Origin of the sequence: Limnobaculum zhutongyuii (assembly GCF_004295645.1) — a bacterium.
Taxonomy (GTDB): Bacteria; Pseudomonadota; Gammaproteobacteria; order Enterobacterales; family Enterobacteriaceae; genus Limnobaculum; species Limnobaculum zhutongyuii.
Window position 1 is genome coordinate 1,928,487 of the sequence record NZ_CP034752.1, and the last position, 24,719, is coordinate 1,953,205.

The window sequence follows — 24,719 nt, forward strand, 5'->3', positions numbered from 1 at the left end:
GGGCCTTTTGGCCCGTTTTTTTATTTGTAAACATTACGATACATATCGATGCCATTTTAAAGCTTAATTGCTTTAAAATGATGTTCCGGGTTAACCATTTTGTCCTGTGCCGCCACCAATTGCAGTTCATACTCTCCTCTGCGTTGAGTTTCCAGCATCACTTCATAAACCGCAGCGGTTACGTGTTCCAGTGCATCTGGCAACGATTTTTCCAGTAATAAATTAACCAGTAACAAACCACTAGTAATATCACCAACGCCAACCGGTTGACGAGGTCCAAAATCCACTAGCGGGCGGCTGATATGCCATGCTTCATCAGGTGTAACCAACGCCATCTCAAAGGCATCTGCACGATAGCCTGCACGACTCAAGTGCTTAACTAAAATCAGCTCAGGGCCTTGCTTACACAACTCACGAGCAGCACTGACAACCTCATCAACCGAAGTAATGGTTTTACCGCTTAATATTTCTAACTCCAGCAGGTTTGGCACCATCATATCGCTCAGAGGTAATGCCTCCTGGCAGAAAAATTCTGAAACGCCTGGCGCAACAATACAGCCTTTTTCCGGATGCCCCATGACAGGATCGCAAAAATAGCGCGCGTTAGGGTTTGCGGCTTTAACTGATGCCACCGCATTTAAAATACTCTTTCCCTGTTCCGGAGAGCCAATATACCCACTTAAAACAACGTCACAACGAACCAATTGATTAATTTCACTGATGCCACGAACAATATCCGTTAAGTGACTGGCGGGCATTACGCACCCTTCCCATTGACGGTACTGAGTATGGTTAGAAAACTGTACCGTATTTAGCGGCCATACGTTCACACCCATTCTGCGCATTGGGAATTCAGCTGCGCTATTCCCAGCATGGCCATATACCACGTGGGATTGAATGGATAAGATATTTTTCATAATGGCATGTCCCTAAGATAAGAAAGGTATTAGCAATATTGTGTCAGATATCAGACGATGAATACTACGCTCAAGGCAAAAAATTCGGCCGCTTAGCGACCGAATTTATGGAACAATTTATTTCCAGCTTATTTCCAAATCAGCAGGCAATAATGTTTTTTACCACGACGTAATAACGTATAACGATTAAACAGACGATCGCCATCGGTAAAGACATATTCCGGACTGGATTGTTTCTCACCATTGATCGTGACTGCATTTGAACTAATCATAGTTCTGGCCTGACCGCGTGACGGAACCAGCTCTGCACTGACTAAGGCTTGCTGTAAATCAGCACCATTTTCCAACTCAACTGCCGGCATACCATCCTGAGCCAGTTGTGCAAAGTCCTCTTCAGTAATATCCGCCAGTTCGCCAGAGAACAAGCTTTGAGTGATGCGTTTTGCTGCATCTAACCCTTTAGCGCCATGCACTAAATGAGTGACTTTCTCTGCCAGCACGTATTGAGCACGTGGAGCTACGCCGCTGTTTTTGTCTTCTTCTTCCAGTGCATTAATCTCTTCAATACTCATAAAGGTGAAGAATTTCAGGAAGCGATACACATCCGCATCAGCAGTGTTGATCCAGAACTGATAAAACTTATAAGGACTGGTTTTCTTCGGATCTAACCAAATCGCACCGCCTTCAGTTTTACCAAACTTGGTACCATCAGACTTAGTAATTAACGGTACGGTAAAGCCATAAGCTTGTTTCTGATGCAGACGACGAGTTAAATCGATACCGGACGTGATGTTACCCCACTGATCCGAGCCACCGATTTGTAGTTCAACACCATGTTCTTTATTCAGACAGGCAAAATCATAGGCTTGTAGTAAGTTATAGGCGAACTCAGTGAAAGAGATTCCGCTATCATCACGATTCAGACGCTGTTTTACCGCTTCTTTATTAATCATCGCGTTAACAGAAAAATGCTTACCGATATCCCGCAGGAAAGTCAGCACTTTCATGCCACCAAACCAATCATAGTTGTTGGCCATCTTGGCGCTGTTGCTGCCACAATCAAAATCCAGGAACGGTGAAACTTGCTGGCGAATTTTATCCACCCAATCAGCAACCGTATCTTCGGTATTCAGTTTACGTTCAGCTGCTTTAAAGCTAGGGTCACCAATCAAACCGGTAGCGCCACCCACTAATGCAACGGGCTGATGTCCGGCTAACTGAAAACGTTTTAAACACAATAACGGAACCAAATGGCCCAAATGCAAGCTGTCAGCGGTAGGATCGAAGCCACAATACAGCGCGATAGGCCCTTGCGCCAGTCGTTCTGCCAGTGCCTCTTCGTCCGTAACCTGGGCTACCAGCCCCCGCTCCTGCAATTGTTTAATCAGGTTATTCGCCATCGATACATAACTCCGTTGTTATAAGATGCGATATTTATTACCGCTGAATTAATTAGTTTTAATGAACTGGATAGCATAAACGCCGATTAACGCAATGACCAGTATTTAAGGTGCCAGTCGGTCAATATTCCAGTGATTTTCTGTACGTTGATAAACAAATCTATCGTGTAACCGATTTACACCACCTTGCCAAAACTCCATTTCTTCAATACTGACGCGAAATCCACCCCAAAAACTGGGTAATGGAACTTCACCCTGAAGAAATTTCTGTTTTAACTCCAGAAATTTACTTTCCAGTACACCACGAGTTGAGATACGGGATGACTGTTGAGATACCCAGGCGGCAATCTGGCTGTCTTTAGGGCGTGAGTGAAAGTATTTCAGTACTTCGATGGATGAAAGTCGCTCGGCCTTACCGGAAACCATCACCTGTCGGTCAAAAAAGTGCCAAGGAAATAATAAATTGACCTGATTATTTTGTGCAATTTGCTGCGCCTTACGGCTGCCCAAATTGGTATAAAAGACAAAACCTTTTTCATCATAGTGTTTTAGTAACACAATACGTTGAGAAGGTCGCCCCTGAGCATCAACGGTAGCAACGCACATTGCAGTAGGATCGGGGATTTGGGCTTCACAGGCTTGCTTTAACCAGAGTTCAAACAAAGCCAGAGGATCTTCAGGTAAATCTTTCCGGCGCAAACCACCCTGAGTGTATTCACGCCGTAGGTCAGCTATATCATCACTTAATTGAGTTGGCATAATCAGAAAACCTATTGGTATCTTATTTTGCCTTATCTTGCACTCACTGCTGCTGGATTTCAAACCTTGTAGAAAAGAAAACCAACAGAAAATAATCGATTACTGAACCAGTTTACAATCATTAATAATGATATTGTCACCTTTCAACACCATTGCGGTATCACCTTTAGACCAGAATGAATATTTATCATTACTGTATTTTGCACCGGAAGCTGATACTACCTGATGAAGCTGCTGAGGTTCTCCGGCAATAATCACATTAACCAGCTGTTGCTCATTATTCAGTATTACCGACAGCTGCTGACTTTCGCATTGATAGTTCAGCGCTGTACCTTCAACCCGCTGTTCTGTTGTTACAGTACAACCGGCCAGCCCCATAACGAATAATCCTGCTAATAACTTTTTCATCATCTCTCCCATTGGTTAATGATAAGAAAAAACACAATATAAATAGATAACCGTATCTAAGCTTAGACTATGGCGTGTAGATAGCCCCTAACACTGTTGCTTTGGATGCTCCGGTAACCGCGGGTAAATTTCCCGGCAATCCTGACAATGTCCGAGCCGCTAACCATGCAAATGCAATGGCTTCCATATCATCACCGCTTATACCGTAGTTATCTGTAGTATCTACCACGCTCTCCGGAAGCATTTCTGCCATACGCGCCATCAAATATGGGTTACGTGCTCCACCGCCACATACCAGCAACCGGTCACAACCACCAGAAGCATTTACCTGATCGATAATGGTTCGCACGGTTAATTCAGCCAGTGTCATCTGCACATCTTGAGGTTTGAGATGAGGATATGTGGCTAAATGATGCTGTAACCACTGTATATTGAAATACTCTCTTCCGGTGCTTTTAGGCGCGGGTAACGCAAAGTAGGCATCTGACATCATTTGTTGTAATAAAGGTTCGCAGAGCTGCCCCTGACGCGCCCACAAAGCATCTTTGTCATAAGGTAACCCCTGTTGCTGTTGAATCCAGGCGTCCATCAACATATTTCCCGGGCCCGAATCAAACCCGGTGACATCACTTCTGGGAATCAGTAATGATAAATTAGCGATACCACCAATATTCAAAATAATTCGCCGCTCATCTTCCACCATCAACAATGCCTGATGGAAAGCGGGTACCAGTGGCGCTCCCTGTCCGCCAAACGCCATATCTTTTCGACGAAAGTCACCAACGGTCACAATGCCGGTAGTGGCAGCAATGCGGTTATTATCCCCAAGTTGCATAGTAAAAGGATAAGTGCCTTCTGGCTGATGCCACACCGTTTGTCCATGACATCCAATAGCAGTGATGGTTTCGGCTTTAATATGATGAGTATTCAGTAAACCCTGGATGGCTTCAGCAAACAGAATACCTAAACGAAGATCTAATTGACCAATTTGAGATAGTGTCGTTTTTTGTCCCTGACATACCGACAAAACATCCGCTTTGAGATCTGCAGGCATTGGATGTGAATAACTGGCAGTTTGTGTAACTGTGGCGTTATCAATTTTGACTAATGCTACATCGACACCATCCAGACTGGTGCCTGACATGACGCCAATATAATTGCCTGCTTTCATGGTTATACCTTCTCAGTGATTGTGATGAAAAAATCAAAATGACCAGAGCAAGTATTAGAGCAAAATAATTAGCAATTACCAGAGATAAATCGAGGAAAAGTGTGGAAGCATTGTTATACGAAGATAAGGTGCGCACCCCTAACGGGGGTGCTTAACCATTAATTCACACTAAGATAATTAATCTTATGTTCGCCAGAAAATTATTTCCCAGATAAATCAGCAATATTTTGCTCAAACTTCCTGATCAGATTGACAAATGTTGCTAACTCTTCGTCCTTAACGCCACGCAGAATGCCTTCTCTCACTCCATCAACAACCTCTTTCACCTGACCTAAAATTGGTTTAGCGTCCTCAGTCAGATTTATTTGTTTTGCTCTGCGATCGCATGGGCAAGGATCTCTTCTTACATATCCCATTCCTTCTAATTGATCTAAAGTACGAACTAATGAAGGTTGCTCTATTCCAATTGCTTTCGCTAATTGTATTTGCGATTGATTTGGCGGTAAGCCATTTAAATAGTAAAGCGTAATCCAATGCGTTTGAGTTAAGCCAATCGGTTTAAGCTGGAGATCGATGATGCTACGCCAGCTGCGTACTAATCGTGCAATGTCTGCACCTAATGTATATTCAGTTTTTGAATTCATATGTTAATCCAATAGTCGTAAAGTGAATGATATTATTACGAAGCTAATTATGACTTTTTTCACCACTCAATTGCTAATAATTAAAACATTAATCTGCAATTAATTTCAATAAATATGATTTGAACGACAATTAACATGTACTTTAATCATTCAAATTATAGCGTTAATGATTTTTTATATTTATTTTCAATGAGATGTGAATGGATTTGATATATTGATTAATTTTGAATTAATTATTATATTAATGTTAAATAATTACAGATTGAAATTAACGCCAACATATATTGGCGTTAATAGATGAAAAAAAAGTTAAATTAATTAAGTTATAATGTGTGTGATAAATTAATTGATTACACCACAGGCCGATCTGGCACCACCACCGCCAAGTGGTTCCGGGTGATCGTCATGATTATCCCCTCCGGCATGAATCATTAAGGCAAGACCTTTAATTTGCTCAAGCGTTTTCAGGCGCGGTGCTAATACCGGATAAGTCGCCGTTCCATCAGCAGCAACGTAAACAGCAGGTAAATCACCTAAATGACCATTAGCATAAGGCCCCAGATGTTTACCCGTTTTCTCTGGATCGAAATGACCTCCAGCAGCTAATGCAGCAACCGCTTTCCCCTCTTTCATTCCTGGTTCACAGCTTCCTTTCTCATGGATATGAAATCCATGCACGCCTGCCGGTAATGACTTTAAATTAGGGGTAAACAGCAAGCCATAATCTGTTTCACTAATGGTTACAGTACCCACTGATTGTCCGATTCCTTCAGCGGAAACACTATTAACAGGAACTTCAACAGTTGCAGCCTGAATTCCACCAGAAATAACCAGAGCAGCTAATGCGGTTAAATAACGTTTCATTGTTTATCCTTTAAATAAATCGCTTATTATCTAAGCCTTTTAATTATGGGCGATAAACAGAGCGATTTCAGGGTAAACATCGCGCCAAGTGATCGTTATCACGCTATACAAATTAAATGAAAGCGCTTTAACTTACTAATAACTCGAAAGAAGTAGTGAATTTAAAATAAAGAAGGTTGCTCTGGTTGATTATCATCTTGAGCAATTGCTTTGCGATTTCTGATAAGGCGACGTTGATGACAGAGACGTAAAACATCCCGTTTTTCCGTATCGTTTAACGTCATCCACTTAAAGCGTTCATCCCTACTTCTAAAACAGCCCAGACAATATCCCCGGCTGTCACTTTGACAAACGCCGCGGCATGGCGAAGGGATATCAAAAAATTCCAATTGCTGTGGCATAGTCAGACTCAGCGAATTACTTAGCAAACAAAATAATCAGTATTGATAGGTAATAGATTGAACTATGATAAAAAGCAAGGAGTTTATTGTATTCAGACATGACGATTCCCCCCTCACCAACCTATTCAGAGCCTACGATAGCAATCATTAAACACTTCGGCTCAGTCTCGGGTATACTGAGCGGCAGAATAATTTGTGCAAATTTACCGAGTGAAAGATTTAACAACCAAGAGGATAACGACATGCGTTTGCTTCATACCATGCTACGAGTTGGTAATTTACAGCGTTCTATTGACTTCTATACCAAGGTATTAGGTATGCGTTTACTACGCAGTAGTGAAAATACCGAATATAAATACTCGTTAGCATTTGTCGGTTACAGTGATGAGAGTCAGGGTGCAGTTATTGAGTTGACTTACAACTGGGGCGTCGAAAGTTATGATATGGGAACGGCGTTCGGTCACATTGCTCTGGGTGTTGATAATGTTGCTGCGACTTGCGACCAAATACGCAAAGCGGGTGGAAACATTACTCGCGAAGCCGGTCCGGTAAAAGGTGGTTCTACTATTATCGCATTCGTCGAAGATCCTGATGGCTATAAAATTGAATTGATTGAAAATAAGCAAGCAAGTCAGGCATTAGGTAATTAATTCATATCTCTATTTTCTATCGTTGAGCATACTTCAGTATGCTCAATAAACACCTCTATTTTCTCATATTATCGTTTCTGATGATCGGTTAGCGTTATTTCTTAGTTTTGGGATTATCCCTGTCTGAGATAATGATTATACCAAGCATCGAATGGTAAAATTTGGCATAATAGCGGCTCGAAAATTTTAAAGAACAGGTAGACATGGCTGATAATAATACTCAAAACAGTTTAAGCGAGCGTTTTCGCGGGTTTTACCCCGTTGTGATTGATGTGGAAACCGCAGGATTTGACGCAAAAACTAACGCGTTATTAGAAATAGCCGCCTTTACCTTAAAAATGAACGATCAGGGCTGGTTGATGCGCGACCAATCTCTGCATTTTCATATTGAGCCTTTTGAAGGTTCTGTGCTTTCCCCTGATGCTTTGGCCTTTAACGGTATCGACCCGACTAATCCTTTGCGTGGAGCGGTCAGTGAACATGATGCATTACACGCCATTTTTAAAATGGTACGTAAAGGAATTAAAGATCAAAACTGTAACCGGGCTATTGTCGTTGCGCACAACGCCACATTTGACCATAGTTTTCTCATGGCCGCCGCAGAACGAGCAGGCCTGAAACGTAACCCTTTTCACCCTTTTGCAACCTTCGATACCGCAGCGCTAAGTGGTTTAGTGCTTGGGCAAACCGTACTGGCAAAAGCCTGTATTACGGCAGGTATCCCTTTTGACAGCTCTCAGGCTCATTCAGCCCTTTACGATACTGAAAGAACCACTGAACTGTTTTGTGAACTGGTTAACCGTTGGAAAAAACTTGGTGGCTGGCCAATAACACCCGACCAGCAAGTCAGAGACTAATTATGATAAAGCCCCGAAAATCGGGGCTTTATATTTCAATAAAGAATTATTTACTCTGCGTCTTGAGAGTCGGTATTTGCCGCAGCTTCTTTTAGTAATGTCTGCAACTCACCGCGTTGATACATTTCCAGAATAATATCGCAGCCACCAACCAGTTCACCGTTCACCCATAGTTGAGGGAAAGTTGGCCAGTTAGCGTATTTAGGTAATTCAGCACGAATATCCGGATTCTGTAGAATATCCACATAGGCAAAACGCTCGCCGCAAGCGGAGAGTGCCTGAACCGCCTGAGCACTGAAACCACAACTAGGCAGCTTTGGCGAGCCTTTCATATAGAGTAAAATTGGGTTCTCAGCGATTTGGCGCTGAATCTTTTCTAGTGTCGTCATTATTTTGCTTCCTCAAGCAGACATTGCGCTTATTGTATGACTATTGTAGCGACTATAGTGACAGGAAAAAATACCACTTTTTATAGGGTTATATTATAGCAGATAGAAAGCATTCTATGGCGCCTGGCTTATAACGCAATTACCTGATTTATTTCAGGCAAAAGTTAACGCATAAACTAATTTTTATTTTTCTTCAGTTCCTTTGATACCGGCTTCTTCATTGATATATCCCGATTCAGACACCAATCTTTTCCACTATTTCCCTTTAAATATAAAAAAAAGTTGATAAAATCAGAAGTTATAACAAAGTAATAACAGTTTTCTTGCAAATGACTCATGATTCATACAACTTTTTCTCAGGGTTGATGAAATCAATGAGCACTATTTTTTTCTTGAGGAGCAATAAAATGTCATTTGAACTACCAGCCCTTCCTTATGCTAAAGATGCCCTGGAACCACACATTTCGGCTGAAACTCTGGAATATCATTACGGTAAACACCACAACACTTACGTTGTTAACCTGAATAACTTAGTAAAAGGTACTGAGTTTGAAGGTAAATCTCTGGAAGAGATCGTTTTGAAATCTTCTGGTGGTATCTTTAATAACGCAGCACAAGTCTGGAACCATACCTTCTACTGGAACTGTCTGGCACCTAAAGCGGGTGGTGAACCAACAGGTGTACTGGCAGACGCTATTGCTAAAAACTTCGGTTCTTTCGCTGCATTTAAAGAACAACTATCTGATTCAGCCGTAAAAAACTTCGGTTCAGGTTGGACATGGCTGGTGAAAAAAGCTGACGGTAAATTAGCTATCGTAAATACCTCCAATGCGGCTAACCCGATGACAGACGGTGATAAACCACTGTTAACCGTAGACGTATGGGAACATGCTTATTACATCGATTACCGTAATGCCCGTCCTAAATATTTAGAAAATTTCTGGGCGCTGGTTAACTGGGAATTCGTTGCTAAGAATCTGGCTTAATTATCTCGCCTGACTATCTCGCAACACAAAAATGCCGCATATCATTGCGGCATTTTTTATCTCATCCATCTATCCTGATTAATCGACCAAATTAAGACAGGCCGCTCCCCTTGCTCCACCGGCGTCACCATAACGCGCCTTTTCAATAGCCGGTAAGGTCGCTATACCATACAGATATTGAGGCAAATACTCAGGCAATAGGCGATAGATTTCATCAAACTGTGACAACCCGCCACCAATCACTAATAAATGTGGGTCAAATAATGTCAGGATGTTGCCAAAATAGATCGATAATACAGTGAGATAGCGCTCTACATGAACTTTAGCTGATGCATCACCTGCATGATAATCTTCAATTATTTGCACCGCGGTCAGCGGCTTTTGATAAAAACTGCGGTAGATTCGTTCAAACCCCGGCCCTGCCAGATAGCCTTCAAAACACCCCATTTTGCCACAGCCACAGACTATTTGAGGTACCGCATCAGTCAGCACTTTATCGGCGGCGCTGGTCAGATTCAAATGCCCTATTTCACCCGCGATGCCATTCTTACCGGAGATCACTCTTCCATTGACCACAAACCCACCGCCGACACCAGTACCCAGAATTAATCCCAGTACCGTTGAATATTGACGAAATTCAGGGGCCCATGCCTCTGAGAGTGCAAAACAGTTGGCGTCATTGTCAATTTTCACCGGGCGCTGTAAACAATGGGTCAAGTCAGCTACCAATGGTTTATATTTAGCCGCTGGCACATTGGTGGTAAATACCGTTCCTTCTTTGGCATTAACAATTCCCGGGATACCTACCCCTACCTGCCCTTTGGTATTAAACCGTTGGTCAGCTTCACTGGTAAGATCGATAAATACCTGTAGCAGAGCCTGATAATCATCTTTAGGCGTTGGAACTCGCTTCTGCCATAGTTGATTTAAGTCTGCATCAAATACGGCCAGTTCCGTCTTTGTGCCGCCCATATCAAAACCATAATACATATCAGACTCCTAAATAATATTTATCCCTGACTATAGCCTCTGATGCCATGATTTAACAATCAGTTAAATCACAGAAAATACACTATAAAAACACCGACTCTATTCGACCATCAATATAATAGATAACCTCATGGGCCTCTTCAGGTACCGGCAATTCCAGTTTAGTTAACATACGGTCCATCACCATATCGGGTACTGCATATGTACGTGCACTATTCTGCTGTTTCCACTTCACATAGGGTACTTCTATATAGACCACCCTGACCCGAGAGTTATAGCTAACAAACAGATTTATCAGCTGTTGACGCATCTGATGGGTAATATTGGTCGCATTCCAGACAAAATTTTCGCTGCGTCGTAACTTCTCTCTCGCCTGTTGTTTCGCCTGTTGAACCACCCAGCCATTTGCCATTTTGTCATCAGGTGCAATACGATGCTGGCGGCGAATATCATCCAGACTAATTACCGATAATCCCAGGCAATATTGCTGAATATAACTATCTTTGCCCATTCCCGGTAATCCAGAGAGCAAAGTTACCTGACTTTGATAATCACCATAAGGTTGATAGTCCGGTGGTGCATTATCGGTAGAAAAGTAACGATACCGAGCTTCTGCAGAAGGAAACTTTCTAGCCTGTCGCCAGCACTGCTGTTCATGACAATACAGCTCAAACAGTTCAATACGATTTAGTAATTCTTCTGTATCAGCGCATTCCCGCCCCAGTACATCCGCTTTGGCCAACAGAGCCAGTAAATGGCTATCTACCCGCAGTGAAGCAGAAAACAGCGATTTTTGTGGATCCGGCTTCTCCATCACCCATAGTGGTAATCCGTGATAGCGCACCAAAGCGGCTATCATTTCTCGTATAGCAAAGGGAGCAGCCAGCTCCTTAAACAGTATCTGACGCGTAGTCAGCTCGCCTTTGCGGGCATGTCCTGGTGAAACAATATGACCATCGTGGTCGGTTCGGGTAGTACTGCGTTTTTCTACATCGTGAAGCAGCGCGGCACTCCACAAAACTTCCTGCTGCAACACCGGCAACTGCTGATATTCAGATAAGGATATCAGCGCTGCCAGCACGCTCCGGGTATGTACAGAGACATCCCCTTCAGCATGATGAATCGGGTCCTGCATTACACCACTCATATCAGCAACCCATGAGAAATTTTGCTGCAGGAACCGCCACGATTTGTCACTACTCAACATCCAGTTCATTTCGGGCCTCCTGTTGCATCTCGTTCATAATAAAGTGGTGCTCGTTGCCAGTTACTCTTCCAGTGAATATCGGTTTTAACGTGATTCTTTCGTACGTACTTAAATACGTTATGAGAAAAATCTGCTACCGGATAAGCATCACTATTGCGGGTAACGATTCCCTCCATCGAACAACGTTGATGGGAATGAGTATCCCAGGATTCAAAATGACTATCCTGACCGGCGTGCTGAAGAATCAGGTGGCTAAACTCTGATTCACTGGTTGTAGCAACAATATCTAATTGTGGAATACGCGGAAAATCAAACAGCGCGGCGTAAAAACCGACTTCTTCCCAGCTTAACCACATATCTTTATGACGTACGGCAAATACAAAAAAATAATCTTCCAGCTTGTGATACTCAATGGAATGAATGGCATACAGATTTTCACCAAAAATCTCTATATCACCTAAATCATCTTTGAGTAGTTGCCAACGTTGGCGAATTTGCCGGGTCCAGGCCGATTGTGTCGGTGCGGCATGAGAGCGGGCAAATACTCCATATTTATTCAGGCAGTTATTTTCACCATCCAATTTCTCGGTATGTACCAGATTAGATATGTTTTCAATATCACGCCACCACTGATGGTTGATACGATCGTCACTGGTGGTTCCCGGAGAAAATGGATAATGGTAAGTTCTGCCATATTTTCTCGATTGCATATCCATAATGCTAATCCACTTTTCAGATGCACATTATTTCATTACGAGACTATCCGACATTGGTATTCCGCAATTGCGGACTAAGGGGTTTGAGGGCCAATGGGGCGAAAACCTACGCTAAGCGATAGACCATCAAATAAACAATGGGTTGCCTTATCGTATGAGATACCAATAGTGACTGCCTCCGATCTCTATTATGTTTCGGTGGCAGTTCATTCATAGGTTATCCCACTTGAGACTCTCGATAATTATTCTTTATGGAGCTATGAAAAAATTTACCGTGTGATTCTGCCCCATCAAATTCATACCAACTTGCAAGCGGAAAATCATAGTAATTCCATACTGCACCACTATTAAATTCAATCTCTAATGTAGAAATAGATTCGTCGTACCCGATACTCCGAATCATGTTTGATGAAATACTTCTTCGTTCCATTTTTACACTCCATTGGTTATATTTTCTGTTCACGTATTTTAGTTACAACAATTTTATAATTATCAGCATCGAGAGAAAATGTTTTTGTCCAACATTCAATTAACTTTGGATCTTCACTTGTAGGTCTTGGGTGATTCAATTTCAATCGAACTCTTGAGGGAATTTTTATAGCCTCACCTGAAATAACTGCCTCACCTATACGCAAAGACGAAAGAAGGTCCATAAGACTATTTAAATTATCGGGTGCTGATGATTTTACTATAGATTGATCGCTTGAATTGGTAAGCCTAAGAGCTATCAACGTACCAATTTGGGAAATTATAGTCTCTGACAACTCCGAGGGGCGTTGAGAAATGACTAGTGCTCCTACGCCAAATTTTCTACCCTCTTTAAATATTTTTTCAACTGCGGCTTTTGAATAATTACTCTTATCATTTTTCCCTAGATACGTATGAGCTTCCTCGAATGCCAAGAGCAGTGGTCTTTGCTTACCGGTATATGACTCTTTACGTCCCCAGAACATGCTGTCGTAAACAAACCGCGTAATCAAGCCTATGGTTATGTCTAGAACCTCAAATGGGACACCGCTAAGATCTAGTATTGTTAATCTCTGCTCACATCCTATCCAGTCAGCTAGTAAATCATGCAAATCTTTTTCAGAATCTGCCGTTTTATAATCTCCGGGATTGAAGAGAAAGTCATATCTCGTATCTCTAAGACGAGAAAGTAATTTTTTCTCATAAGCAAAATACTCTGTATGCTTGGACTTATAAGGAGCAGCAGTACCCATTGAATAAGGCTCAAATGTCGCAGGTGTCAATGTTTCTGCGTCTCCAGAATTCTTTTCTTGAGCAGTTTTCTTAGTTTGTTCATCTTTCGTTGTAGAAGAAAATGATGCATTAAGATACCAATTCATCTCATGCCACAACCGCCTTGCACTAAAAGGGATTGGTGAATCTGCTGTAACAAGATCTCCATTAACAATACCAGCCTTTAAATTTATATTTTCCTTCTTTAGCTCAGTTACAAGGTCCCTCAGTAATCGATATTCTATTTTTTGTTCATCACGATGATCTGCCCCCACTAAAAAATATGCAAGCTCCTCAAATGTCATAAGCCAAAAAGGTATTACTAATGGAGACCCTGCCTCATTAATTCTAAGCACTTTGGCATCAGGAAATGCAGATGCATATTCACCGTGCGGGTCTACCAATATAATTCTTGAACCAACATAACCATGTAAAATAGATTTCAAAATACTGACAGTAGTATTGGATTTTCCGCTACCTGTTGAGCCTAAAATTCCACAGTGGCGTAAAATTAAGTTATGAGTATCTACATAAACACCTAAGTTTTCAGATGAAGAATGTTTTCCAATTTCAATGGAACCTGCATCCTTTTCACCATAAATTTCAAATAAGTCGTATTCAATTACAAGGTGTACTTCATCACCTATTGTAGGATAAGTGCCCACTCCTTTTTCAAACTCACTGTCACCGATTTTTTCGCCAATCAGTTGTACTGAAAGAAATTTTGAGCTTACTCTATACTCATCATCACTACTATCTGTGAATGGTCTGTCACTTACCGCAGCAACGATAGCGTAGATAGTAATATTTCCCATTGGCATTTTTACAAATGTGCCAATCTGGCCAATTTTATACAGTCGACCATTGATTATTGGTGCAGCGGAAGGTATTTCTGATGAAACTTCCACCTCTACAGTACTGGAATCCACACGAATAACCTTTCCTAAATATGTAGAATCAGTCTTCATTTATAGATACCTCAATTTCACTACTACGACCAGAATTACCAACTAAGAACTCAACCAAATAATTAAAATCACCAAGCAAGAATTTTTCATCTTCGGCATTCCAAAAACTATCACATTTTTCTTTGTTTTTTAGCTCGGATTGGCCAAAGGACCATTTTCCTAATGTTCCGTTTATAATCGCAGTTGTTGGTCCGAATACAGATAGATTTAGATATCCTGCTGAGAGTGAATGTAGTTTTTTAACGTCACTGTCTGCATAAAAAAACACTACAACACTAAGCCTGTTGTTTTGCCTCAAGCAATTAAAAATAATTTCATTAATATGCTGATCTAAAAATGAGTATCCGGTAAAAATGAATAATAGCTCACTGCTCAATAAATAGTTTTTAAGGCGATCGAAGTAAACTAGAAAAGGTTGCCTACGAGATAGATCATATTTTTCTTTTGATGGGTAAATAACTATCTCATTTTTCTCTTCTTCAATTTTATCTATTTTCCCAAGACGTATAACTTTATGCGACTTCAGATTCTCTCTTTTTTTCCAAAACCAACTAAGAGAACCATGTATCTTCCATAGTCTAATCCAGTTCTGAGTTAGATCATTTCTACGAACAAGTGTTTCAACACTTTCTTGCCAAAAAAATGGTTCATAAGAACCAACAAATCCATCAAAATACGGAGCGCGAATAGCTTCAAGAGATTTTTCTATTACCAGATCATAATTTGTAGTAAAAATCTCTTTTGAAAAATCTCTGTTTTGCATGTTTAACCACGCAAAAAATTTCTTTGGGGCAGTCAGATTCGCACTAACTTCTTTCTCCGTGATTAGATTATAAATATTTTTGCAAATTTCAACATCCAGTTCACGTGCATTTATACCAGAAACCCCGAGAAATTCTCTATCAGACCTTTCTTCAGTAATTTCGCGAATCCGTCTTATCTGATTAAGAATATCTTCAATGCTAATTATTTCATCAGGTCTTGATAAGTCAGTTTTAATTATATGAAAATAATACAATAATGGTCCTGTTAACGCACTTTCGACTTGTTCAGTTAATTGAGATATATTTGGTAAGCCCAAAGCACAGGAGGTACCGGCCCCCATAAAAAAACCAATATTTTTAGCGTAGGATAGTTGACTTTTTAGCTCACGAATTTCTTTGAGTAGATTTATTTCTTCCATATTTTTAATTCCCTATCATAATTTGTTATTGTATGACCTGATCTCTGCTTAGAATAGTTTGTTTTAAATCATGGTTAATATTATCTTTCTGATGATTTTTGATTATTTTCCGATTTTTTTAACCGAAAATAAGTAGCCCGAGAAACCCCAGTCTTTTCTAGGATTATTTTTTCTGATTGCTTCTGATTGATTAATTGCCTGACAAGTGCTGCTTTCGAGTGCGGTTTCCGTCCAAATTTGACACCGGATGCCATAGCGAAAATTCTGCCATCATTAGTGCGTTCCAGAAGACGTTCTCGTTCTGCTTCTGCAACAGCTGCCAAAATTTGAATCACCATTTTCCCCATAGTTCCTTCTGTACTTAGTCCGTTCTCCAGAAAACGAATGGCTATTCCCTTTTTATAGCAAGCATCAACAATGTGGATCATGTCTGCGGTATTGCGACCAAGCCGATCCATTTTGGTACAAATAATGATGTCATCCTTTTCTGCACGGGCAAGTAGCCGTTGTAACCCTTCACGCTCATCCGTGGCTCCTGACATCATATCAGTAAAAATCCGGTCATCTCTGACACCTACAGATTTCAGCTCCATAATCTGTACCGTCAGTTTCTGATGGCTGGTTGATACTCTTGCATATCCCAGTAATGCCATATTGGTCTCACAAATCGATATTGATACTGCGTAGTATCATAAAGTATAAATCGCGATTTTTGATACTCATGTTTGAAGTCGTTTTGAGTGGTCTCAAAACTTATAACATTTGAGATAGTTAAAAATAGACCTAAGTCATAGTTACGCAAGGAGTGCTGGATGCCTATCGATTTTTTGACTGAAGAGCAGAAGCAAAATTATGGATGTTATGCGGCAGAGCCGAACGAGGTACAACTGGCCCGTTATTTTATTCTGGACGAAAATGACCTGACATTCATCGCACAAAGGCGCGGGGACCAAAACCGTCTTGGCATAGCCCTTCAACTAACATCAGTCCGATTTTTAGGCGCGTTCCTGTCTGATTTGACTCTGATTCCGCAAAATGTACAAACCTTTGTTGCCACGCAACTTTCAATCAGTCGGACTGACATTCTGGCTGAATACGCAAAACGCGAACCAACCCGCTGGGAGCATTACGCTCAAATCAAAAAATATTATTACTATCATGATTTCGGGGAGTTTCCGTGGACCTTCAGATTGAACCGGTTGCTGTATACCCGAGCTTGGATTAGCAACGAACGCCCCAGCCTGATGTTCGATTTCGCCACCGCATGGCTGGTACAGCATAAAATTTTATTACCAGGAGCCACAACACTCTCCAGAGTGATCACCGAAATCCGTGAACGAGCAGCTCACCGTCTTTGGCAAAGATTACTGGCATTGCCTAATGATGAACAGAAACAACAACTGGATGAATTACTGAGCTTTAGCGAAGGCCAGAGAGTATCCATGTTCGAGCAACTGAAAAAAGGCCCGGTGACAATCAGTAGTCCTGCGTTTAATGATGCACTTGATCGTTATAATAAATTGCACCAACTGGGTTTTCAGCAACTCGATTTTACAGGCCTTCCACCGGCTCAGCTAAAAAGTCTTGCCCGCTATGCCAATGTTACCTCGGTAAAAAAGATAGCTCGTATACCCATGAAGAAACGTACAGCGATACTTATTGCCTTTGTTAAATCATTAGAGGTCATTGCGCTGGATGAAGCCATCGATGTTTTGGATATGCTAATCACTAATATTGCCGGAGAGGCTAAAAAAGCAGGGCAAAAGAAGCGGTTGAGGACGCTGAAGGACTTGGACCGCTCTTCGTTGATACTGGCAAAAGCCTGCGCACTCTTGCTGGATGAGGTAACTGATGATGCGCACCTCCGAAAATCGATTTTTTCCTGTATTCCCAAAGAAAGACTGGCTGAGTCGGTAAAAATGGTCAACGAGTTGGCCCGACCGGCAGACAATAATTTCCACGATGAAATGATTGAACAATATGGACGAGTTCGCCGTTTTCTGCCCAGAGTGCTCAGGGAATTAACTTTTCTGGCCGCCCCGGCGGGAGAACATACTCTGGCAGCTTTTAACTATTTATCGTCGCTAGGCACTTCAAAAAAGCACATCCTTGACGATGCCCCGAAAAATATTATTACTGGTGCCTGGAAGCGTCTGGTTTTTGACGAAGAAGGCCGAGTAAGACGGCCTGGCTATTCACTATGCCTGCTGGAGCGGTTTCAGGATGCATTAAGGCGGCGGGATATTTATCTTGAGAATAGCGATCGTTGGGGAGACCCACGGTCAAAGCTATTACAAGGGACAGAATGGCAAGCTCAACGCATCCCTGTCTGTCGAGCATTAGGTCACCCAGTCAATGCTCGGCAGGCAACAGAAAAGCTTGCTCAGCAGTTAGATTTTGCCTGGAAAACAGTAGCTGATGGTTTTGATGATAATGCGTCAGTCCATATAGAACACGGAGGAAAATATCCTACGTTGACTATCAGCAGCCTTGAGAAACTGGATGAATCACCAAGTCTGATAGCTCTCAACAGGCAAGTCAGGCGTCTTTTACCTTTGGTGGATCTGACGGAGCTATTACTGGAAATCAATGCCCATACAGGATTTGCCGAAGAATTTACCCATGTCAGCGAGTCGAATGCGCGAGCGAAAGATCTGCATATCAGCATTTGTGCTGTATTACTGGCAGAAGCCTGCAACATTGGCTTTGAACCATTAATTAAGCACAATATTCCATCATTAACCCGGCATCGTCTTAGCTGGGTGAAACAAAATTATTTTCGGGCCGAAACGCTTATCAAAGCTAATGCTCGCCTGGTTGATTACCAGGCTACGCTCAGTCTGGCTCAGCGATGGGGTGGAGGAGAAGTCGCTTCTGCTGATGGTATGCGTTTTGTTACGCCAGTTAAAACGATTAACGCCGGCCCCAATAGAAAGTACTTTGGCTCCAATCGTGGAATTACCTGGTACAACTTTATCTCCGATCAGTTTTCTGGTTTTCACGGCATTGTTGTACCGGGTACGTTGAGAGACTCAATCTTTGTTCTGGAGGGGTTACTTGAACAGCAAACGGGGTTGAATCCACAAGAAATTATGACTGACACAGCAGGTGCCAGCGATTTGATATTCGGTCTGTTCTGGCTTTTGGGATACCAGTTTTCCCCGCGTCTGGCGGATGCCGGAGAGGCTGTTTTCTGGCGTGTGGATAAAAATGCGGATTACGGCCCTCTCGATGACCTGGCCCGTGGTTGCATTAATCTGGCACTGATTGAGGCGAACTGGGACGATATGATGCGGATTGCGGGTTCTCTTAAATTGGGAACTGTACAAGCATCGGAGCTAATCCGCAGTTTATTGAAGAGTACGCGCCCGTCCAGTCTGGCACAGGCCATCATTGAAGCGGGGCGAATAAATAAAACGCTTTACCTGCTGAATTATATTGATGATGAAGATTATCGTCGTCGAATACTAACGCAACTAAACCGGGGGGAAGGGAGACACAGTGTGGCTCGCGCCATTTGTCATGGTCAACGTGGCGAAATCAGAAAACGCTATCGCGAAGGGCAAGAGGATCAACTGGGATCATTGGGGCTGGTAACAAATGCTGCTGTTTTATGGAATACGCTGTATATGCAGGAAGCCCTTGGACATATTAATACCGATAGTCAGCCTGGTGAAATTAATGAAGACGATATATCCAGATTATCGCCATTGATGCATGGCCATATCAATATGTTAGGGCATTACTCATTCACCTTGTCTGAAAAGGTGATGAAGGGTGAGCTAAGGCCGTTGAATCAACAGGTTAACGAATATATAGACGCTTAGCGTAGGTTTTCGCCCCATTGGCCCTCAAACCCCACTAACAGTAATAATTCGTTAAAACAGATTCGTTGAAATAGTTATGCATAATTCATCCTACCCAAATGAGCAGATGATATTGCGTAAAACAGAGGGATTTTAACGCGGTGGTACTTGAAGGCGGGCGCATCTTAGCAGGCTAACGATGAATTTATCAACAGATTATTGGATAAATATTGTTATCCAATAAAAAATAGCTGCCGGACAACGTTATAACCGTCGTCAGGCAACTCACTATAAGTTACAACGTAACCTTAAACAGCTGACTGAAATTTCTGGTGGTAATTTCAGCAAATTCTTCCAACTCAACGCGCTTTAATACTGCCAGATACTCCGCCACGTCACGAACATATGCAGGCTGATTCTCTTTGCCCCGATGAGGTACCGGAGCCAGATAAGGCGAATCAGTCTCAACCAGCATTCGATCCAGAGGAACATAACGTGCAGCTTCGCGCAAAGCGTCAGCATTACGGAAAGTAACAATGCCAGAAAAGGAAATATAGAAACCAATATCTAAAAGCTTTTTGGCGGTATCACAATCTTCCGTAAAACAGTGCAAAACACCACCACATTCATCGGCCTTCTCATCTTTCAAAATAGCCAACGTATCGGTACGCGCATCACGAGTATGAACAATCACTGGTTTATTGAGTTCTCGCCCAACCTGAATGTGCTGACGAAAACAGTTTTGCTGCAGTGGAATATTATCTTTTTGATAATAGTAATCCAGCCCCGTTTCTCCCAGCGCTATCACTCGAGGATCGTCAGCCAACGCCAGTAACTCTTCCTGCTGGTAAACTTCATCCAGGTTTAATGGATGAACACCGCAAGAAAGAAAAACTTCATCGTGCCCGTCCACCATCTGTTTCAAGGTTTTAAACCCTGGTAGTGTGGTCGATACTGCCAGACAAGCTTTAACATCACGCATTCTGGCCTGCTGAAGTACACTGGCGAGGTCGGTGTGTAATCCGGCATAATCCAGACCATCAAGATGGCAATGTGAATCAACTAAATACATAGGAATATTAACTCATTAGAATAGACAATCAGGCCAGTAAGCTATCTGCCTGATTTAGCATATTGGTCAGTAACAGCTCTTTATTCACACCGGCAACGCTTAACAGCTCATATCGACAATGTAACCAATCTTTTGCCAGTTGATTGAACGCTGAGGTTGAACCCATCGTAGCCAGCCGTTGAATTAGCGACATACAGTCCTGATTTACCACAAAGCTCGCAGCACCCTGTTGATATTTAACCACATCCAGCAACAGAGAGACCGCCCAATGGATCCGCTCATTTGCATTATCATGATTAAGCTGCGGTAAAAACGACAGTAAATCCCGCTGAGCAAACGCACTATCCAGCCCCTGACACACGGCCTCCCTCTGTTTCCAAACCTCTGCGGTCAGCAGTTGTTGTGCTGCTAATGGTGCTCCATGGCTAAGGCGTAGCGCCGTTTTCAGGCTATCCGGCTGTCCTGCATTCTGGCGAGATAACCACTCAATACTGAATGCTTCATTTGGACAACCTAACGTCCACAATAAACAGCGACTACGTATGGTTGCTGGTATTTGCGAAATATCATGGCTGGCTAATAAAAAGTAGGTGCCTTCGGGCGGTTCTTCAAGGGTTTTTAATAAAGCGTTGGCCGCAGCCTCACTAAGCAGTTCAGACTGGGTAAACCAAACCGCTTTAACCCCACCTTGCTGTGCATGGTTATACAGCGTTTCGGTTAGCTGGCGTATTTGGTCGACACCAATAGCGGTTTTCCCTTTTTCGGGTTCAACGACATGCCAGTCTGGGTGAGTCCCCGCCTTCATCAGGTTGCAGTTATGGCAAACGCCACAGGTTTTTTCTCCCTGCGGAGCCTGGCACATTAACCAGCGGCCTAATGCCTGAATTAACAATTCATCACCACATCCCGGCACGGATTGTAATAATAGTGCGTGATGCTTACGCTCAGAGGCATATTGAGCCACTAATTGTTTATAGGCGGGCGTTAACCACGGGTACCAAATCACTTGCGGCTCTCCAGCCAGTGGTGCATCGCAGTTTGAATGCTGGCGGTGACTTTCTCCAGTGGCTGAGAAGCGTCAATAGTCACAATCGTTGGATCCGCTTGCGCCAGCTCAACATAACGTTGTCGGGTACGTTCAAAAAAGGCTAAGGACTCTTTCTCAATACGATCCAGTTCTCCACGCGCTCTGGCGCGTTTTAATCCGGCTTCCGGAGGAATATCCAGATACAACGTCAGGTCCGGATGGAAATCTCCCAGTACGGTATCTCTCAGGGTTGTCATCAATTGATTATCGATTCCCCGACCTCCGCCCTGATAAGCCTGAGAAGAGAGATCGTGACGATCGCCTACCACCCAATCCCCTCGACTTAACGCCGGTTTAATCACATTCTCAACCAGCTGAACCCGGGAGGTATACATCATCAAAAGCTCTGCCTTATCCGTCAGAACTTCATCACCAACCCCTTGTTTTACCAGTTCTCGTAATTTCTCAGCCAGCGGTGTTCCCCCTGGTTCACGGGTAAAAACAATATTTTGGATACCGCTGTCGCGCAGTGCTTTAACCACGGTATCCCGGGCGGTCGTTTTACCTGCACCTTCCAGCCCTTCAATGACAATGAATTTACCTTTGGTCATGGCTATTTTCCTGCTCGTAACGTCTTGAGATAAACCTGTACAGCCTGATTATGGCTTACCAGATTAGTGGTAAACGTATGCCCGCCTTTACCATCTGCGACAAAATAGAGATAAGGTGTTTTTGCCGGATGGGCAGCAGCTTTCAGCGAGGCTAACCCCGGCATAGCAATTGGCGTTGGCGGTAAACCACCAATCACGTAAGTATTATATTCAGTCGCCGTAGTCAGGTCTTTGCGGGTAATGTTACCGTTATACTGCTCACCCATACCATAAATAACCGTTGGGTCTGTTTGTAACTTCATACCAATACGCATTCGATTAATAAATACTGAGGCAACCTTATCTCTTTCTGAGTCTAATGCTGTTTCTTTTTCAATAATCGATGCCATGATCAGCATTTCATATGGCGTCTTATAGGGGAGATTCTCTTCTCTGCCTGCCCAGGCTTCATCAAGTGCCGTCTTCATGCGTGAATAAGCACGTTTTAATACTGCAAGATCGCTGGTTTCGGCGGTGTAATTATAAGTATCAGGATATAACCAACCTTCAGGATGTTCAGGGTCTTGAATTCCCAACTTCTCCGCAATCTCTTTATTCGTTAACCCATTTAGAGTGTGTTGTAAAAAATTAGCATCGGCTAACAGAGGCATCCAGTCCTTCATCCGGGTACCTTCAATAAAGCGAATTGAGAATTGAGCTTCACGGCCGGAGCGTAATAACAGCAATAACTGTTTTAACGTCATTCCCGGTGTAATCTGGTAGGTACCCGCCTTAAATCCAGCCAGCTCTGGCTGTACTCGCAGTAACCACGGGAAAGGCTTAATCTCATCAATCAGTTTTTTATCAACCAGCAGCTGTGCCAGGCCCACACGCCCGGTTCCTGCTGGCAGCGTAAAATAGGTTTCCTGCTCAATAATCAGTGGTGTCTCTGCATATTTCTGTAGCCATTTATACCCGGCAAATACACCGGCAGCGCCAGCCAGTATTAATATTGCAAAGATCCCTAAAATTTTTTTCTTCATTGCCCTGGCCATTCCCTTCAAGCGTGTTTCTGAAACGTTTTGGTCGTTTAACGAAATTATCCTGATTTTATAAGCAAAACGGCCCGGTGAATATACCAGGCCGTTTATTTACTCATTACAAAACTTATTTATTCTGGCATTACACCTTACGGAACAGTACAGAACCGTTAGTACCACCAAAACCAAATGAGTTACATAATACGTACTCCATTCCTTTCACCTGACGCGCTTCATGAGGAACGAAATCCAAATCACAACCTTCACCCGGGTTATCCAGATTGATAGTTGGTGGAATCGCCTGATCGCGTAAAGCGAGGATAGAGAAAATTGATTCGACTGCACCGGCCGCACCCAACAGGTGGCCCGTCATCGATTTAGTTGAGCTTACCAGCACACGCTTCGCATCTTCTTTGAAAATGGTTTTCACCGCTTGCGCTTCGGCTTTGTCACCGGCGTTAGTGGATGTTCCATGTGCATTAACATAACCAACTTGTGACGGCGTCACGTTAGCATCACGTAGCGCGTTTTCCATCGCTAATGCTGCTCCCGCGCCATCTTCCGGAGGCGATGTCATATGATAAGCATCACTACTCATGCCAAAACCAACGATTTCAGCATAAATTTTTGCACCACGCTTTTTAGCATGCTCATACTCTTCCAGCACCATAATACCGGCACCATCACCCAGAACAAAACCATCACGGTCTCTGTCCCATGGGCGGCTAGCTGCCTGAGGATTATCGTTACGGGTAGATAGTGCACGAGCTGCGCCAAAACCACCGACTCCCAGAGGAGTACTGGCTTTTTCACCACCGCCAGCCAGCATTACATCAGCATCATTATGAGCGATGATTCTTGCCGCATGGCCAATGTTATGCACGCCAGATGTACATGCCGTTGCAATAGAGATGCTTGGGCCTCTTAATCCATAAATAATGGATAAATGACCAGCAATCATATTCACAATGGTTGAAGGTACAAAGAATGGGCTCACTTTACGTGGACCGCCAGACATCAATGCGCTGTGGTTTTCTTCAATTAAGCCAAGGCCACCGATACCTGAACCGATAGCTGCACCAATGCGTGGTGCATTTTCTGCTGTGACTTCAATTCCGGAATCTTTCATGGCTTGAATGCCAGCAGCAATACCGTATTGAATAAAAGGGTCCATTTTTCTGGCATCTTTGCGAGAAATGTACTCTTCACAGTCAAAACCTTTAACTAAACCAGCAAAACGCGTTGCGTAGGCGCTAGTATCGAAATGGTCTATTAGGCTGATACCACTCTGCCCGGCAAGGAGAGCCTTCCATGTAGTCTCTACAGTGTTGCCGACAGGGGATAACATGCCCATTCCAGTCACTACAACTCGACGCTTAGACACGTTGAATCCTCCAGAGGGGGAATGATTTGTATATGGAAATGAGAAAAACTT

At 42.9% G+C, this 24,719-nt stretch carries 25 protein-coding genes; 4 read left to right on the plus strand and 21 right to left on the minus strand.

The annotated features are described in order from the left end of the window. Positions 1-56: 56 nt before the first annotated feature. The 8 genes from pdxY to EKN56_RS08500 all read right to left on the minus strand — a co-directional run bounded on the left by pdxY (position 57) and on the right by EKN56_RS08500 (position 6,564). Positions 57-917, minus strand: coding sequence for a pyridoxal kinase PdxY (gene pdxY / locus EKN56_RS08465; protein WP_130591376.1), 861 nt, complete (start codon positions 915-917; stop codon positions 57-59). A 128-nt stretch (positions 918-1,045) separates the two neighbouring features. Next, entirely contained in the window at positions 1,046-2,317 is a 1,272-nt protein-coding gene (tyrS, locus tag EKN56_RS08470; protein WP_130591377.1) for a tyrosine--tRNA ligase, read from the minus strand. A 105-nt stretch (positions 2,318-2,422) separates the two neighbouring features. After that, positions 2,423-3,076 (minus strand): pyridoxamine 5'-phosphate oxidase, encoded by a 654-nt coding sequence (gene pdxH / locus EKN56_RS08475; protein WP_130591378.1) that lies wholly within the window; start codon positions 3,074-3,076, stop codon positions 2,423-2,425. A gap of 99 nt (positions 3,077-3,175) precedes the next feature. Then, positions 3,176-3,484 (minus strand): MliC family protein, encoded by a 309-nt coding sequence (locus EKN56_RS08480; RefSeq protein ID WP_168189632.1) that lies wholly within the window; start codon positions 3,482-3,484, stop codon positions 3,176-3,178. Positions 3,485-3,551: 67 nt separating this feature from the next. After that, a complete protein-coding gene (gene anmK / locus EKN56_RS08485; protein ID WP_130591380.1) occupies positions 3,552-4,655 on the minus strand; it encodes an anhydro-N-acetylmuramic acid kinase in 1,104 nt (367 codons plus the stop codon). 200 nt (positions 4,656-4,855) lie between these two features. Further along, positions 4,856-5,299: a transcriptional regulator SlyA gene (slyA, locus tag EKN56_RS08490; RefSeq protein ID WP_130591381.1), complete on the minus strand. Its 444-nt coding sequence runs from the start codon at positions 5,297-5,299 to the stop codon at positions 4,856-4,858. A 342-nt stretch (positions 5,300-5,641) separates the two neighbouring features. Further along, a complete protein-coding gene (gene sodC / locus EKN56_RS08495; RefSeq protein WP_130591382.1) occupies positions 5,642-6,163 on the minus strand; it encodes a superoxide dismutase family protein in 522 nt (173 codons plus the stop codon). A gap of 161 nt (positions 6,164-6,324) precedes the next feature. Further along, the gene (locus tag EKN56_RS08500) at positions 6,325-6,564 is read right to left on the minus strand and encodes a DUF1289 domain-containing protein (RefSeq protein ID WP_130591383.1); all 240 of its coding nucleotides are present in this window, start codon (positions 6,562-6,564) and stop codon (positions 6,325-6,327) included. 242 nt (positions 6,565-6,806) lie between these two features. On the opposite strand from EKN56_RS08500, the gene gloA reads away from it, so the two are divergent. Next, complete coding sequence (gene gloA, locus EKN56_RS08505) at positions 6,807-7,214, plus strand: lactoylglutathione lyase (protein WP_221931556.1); 408 nt, start codon at positions 6,807-6,809, stop codon at positions 7,212-7,214. Positions 7,215-7,417: 203 nt separating this feature from the next. Continuing rightward, entirely contained in the window at positions 7,418-8,071 is a 654-nt protein-coding gene (rnt, locus tag EKN56_RS08510; RefSeq protein ID WP_130591385.1) for a ribonuclease T, read from the plus strand. A 50-nt stretch (positions 8,072-8,121) separates the two neighbouring features. On the opposite strand, the gene EKN56_RS08515 is transcribed toward rnt, so the two are convergent. Continuing rightward, a complete protein-coding gene (locus tag EKN56_RS08515; RefSeq protein WP_130591386.1) occupies positions 8,122-8,463 on the minus strand; it encodes a Grx4 family monothiol glutaredoxin in 342 nt (113 codons plus the stop codon). A 404-nt stretch (positions 8,464-8,867) separates the two neighbouring features. On the opposite strand from EKN56_RS08515, the gene sodB reads away from it, so the two are divergent. Further along, entirely contained in the window at positions 8,868-9,446 is a 579-nt protein-coding gene (gene sodB, locus EKN56_RS08520) for a superoxide dismutase [Fe] (RefSeq protein ID WP_130591387.1), read from the plus strand. A gap of 78 nt (positions 9,447-9,524) precedes the next feature. Here the strand turns inward: sodB and nagK are convergent, their stop codons facing one another. The 7 genes from nagK to EKN56_RS08555 all read right to left on the minus strand — a co-directional run bounded on the left by nagK (position 9,525) and on the right by EKN56_RS08555 (position 16,402). Then, a complete protein-coding gene (gene nagK / locus EKN56_RS08525; protein WP_130591388.1) occupies positions 9,525-10,436 on the minus strand; it encodes an N-acetylglucosamine kinase in 912 nt (303 codons plus the stop codon). A gap of 82 nt (positions 10,437-10,518) precedes the next feature. Beyond that, entirely contained in the window at positions 10,519-11,652 is a 1,134-nt protein-coding gene (locus EKN56_RS08530) for an AAA family ATPase (protein ID WP_130591389.1), read from the minus strand. Further along, positions 11,649-12,359 (minus strand): RNA ligase family protein, encoded by a 711-nt coding sequence (locus tag EKN56_RS08535; protein ID WP_130591390.1) that lies wholly within the window; start codon positions 12,357-12,359, stop codon positions 11,649-11,651. Before EKN56_RS08535 ends, EKN56_RS08530 begins: the two co-directional genes overlap by 4 nt. Positions 12,360-12,576: 217 nt before the next feature. Then, positions 12,577-12,789 (minus strand): KTSC domain-containing protein, encoded by a 213-nt coding sequence (locus tag EKN56_RS08540; protein WP_130591299.1) that lies wholly within the window; start codon positions 12,787-12,789, stop codon positions 12,577-12,579. Positions 12,790-12,805: 16 nt separating this feature from the next. Continuing rightward, positions 12,806-14,566, minus strand: a complete 1,761-nt coding sequence (locus tag EKN56_RS08545; protein WP_130591298.1) for an ATP-binding protein — start codon at positions 14,564-14,566, stop codon at positions 12,806-12,808. Beyond that, positions 14,556-15,749 (minus strand): SIR2 family protein, encoded by a 1,194-nt coding sequence (locus tag EKN56_RS08550; RefSeq protein ID WP_130591297.1) that lies wholly within the window; start codon positions 15,747-15,749, stop codon positions 14,556-14,558. The genes EKN56_RS08545 and EKN56_RS08550 overlap by 11 nt, the downstream gene beginning before the upstream one ends. 80 nt (positions 15,750-15,829) lie before the next feature. Then, on the minus strand, positions 15,830-16,402 hold the full coding sequence (locus EKN56_RS08555; protein WP_130591296.1) for a recombinase family protein: 573 nt from the start codon (positions 16,400-16,402) through the stop codon (positions 15,830-15,832). A 159-nt stretch (positions 16,403-16,561) separates the two neighbouring features. Between EKN56_RS08555 and EKN56_RS08560 the strand changes: the two genes are divergently transcribed. Continuing rightward, complete coding sequence (locus tag EKN56_RS08560) at positions 16,562-19,576, plus strand: Tn3 family transposase (protein WP_130591295.1); 3,015 nt, start codon at positions 16,562-16,564, stop codon at positions 19,574-19,576. Between the two features lie 274 nt (positions 19,577-19,850). Here EKN56_RS08560 and EKN56_RS08565 read toward each other — a convergent pair whose 3' ends face one another. From EKN56_RS08565 to fabF, 5 genes are all read right to left on the minus strand, one after another. Beyond that, the gene (locus EKN56_RS08565) at positions 19,851-20,627 is read right to left on the minus strand and encodes a metal-dependent hydrolase (protein WP_130591391.1); all 777 of its coding nucleotides are present in this window, start codon (positions 20,625-20,627) and stop codon (positions 19,851-19,853) included. Between the two features lie 28 nt (positions 20,628-20,655). Further along, on the minus strand, positions 20,656-21,633 hold the full coding sequence (gene holB / locus EKN56_RS08570) for a DNA polymerase III subunit delta' (protein WP_130591392.1): 978 nt from the start codon (positions 21,631-21,633) through the stop codon (positions 20,656-20,658). Further along, positions 21,630-22,265: a dTMP kinase gene (gene tmk, locus EKN56_RS08575; protein WP_130591393.1), complete on the minus strand. Its 636-nt coding sequence runs from the start codon at positions 22,263-22,265 to the stop codon at positions 21,630-21,632. Before tmk ends, holB begins: the two co-directional genes overlap by 4 nt. A 2-nt stretch (positions 22,266-22,267) precedes the next feature. After that, positions 22,268-23,287 carry an endolytic transglycosylase MltG gene (gene mltG / locus EKN56_RS08580; RefSeq protein WP_130591394.1) on the minus strand — a complete coding sequence of 340 codons (1,020 nt, stop codon included), beginning with the start codon at positions 23,285-23,287 and terminating at the stop codon, positions 22,268-22,270. A 139-nt stretch (positions 23,288-23,426) separates the two neighbouring features. After that, positions 23,427-24,668 (minus strand): beta-ketoacyl-ACP synthase II, encoded by a 1,242-nt coding sequence (gene fabF, locus EKN56_RS08585; RefSeq protein WP_130591395.1) that lies wholly within the window; start codon positions 24,666-24,668, stop codon positions 23,427-23,429. Positions 24,669-24,719 lie beyond the last annotated feature (51 nt).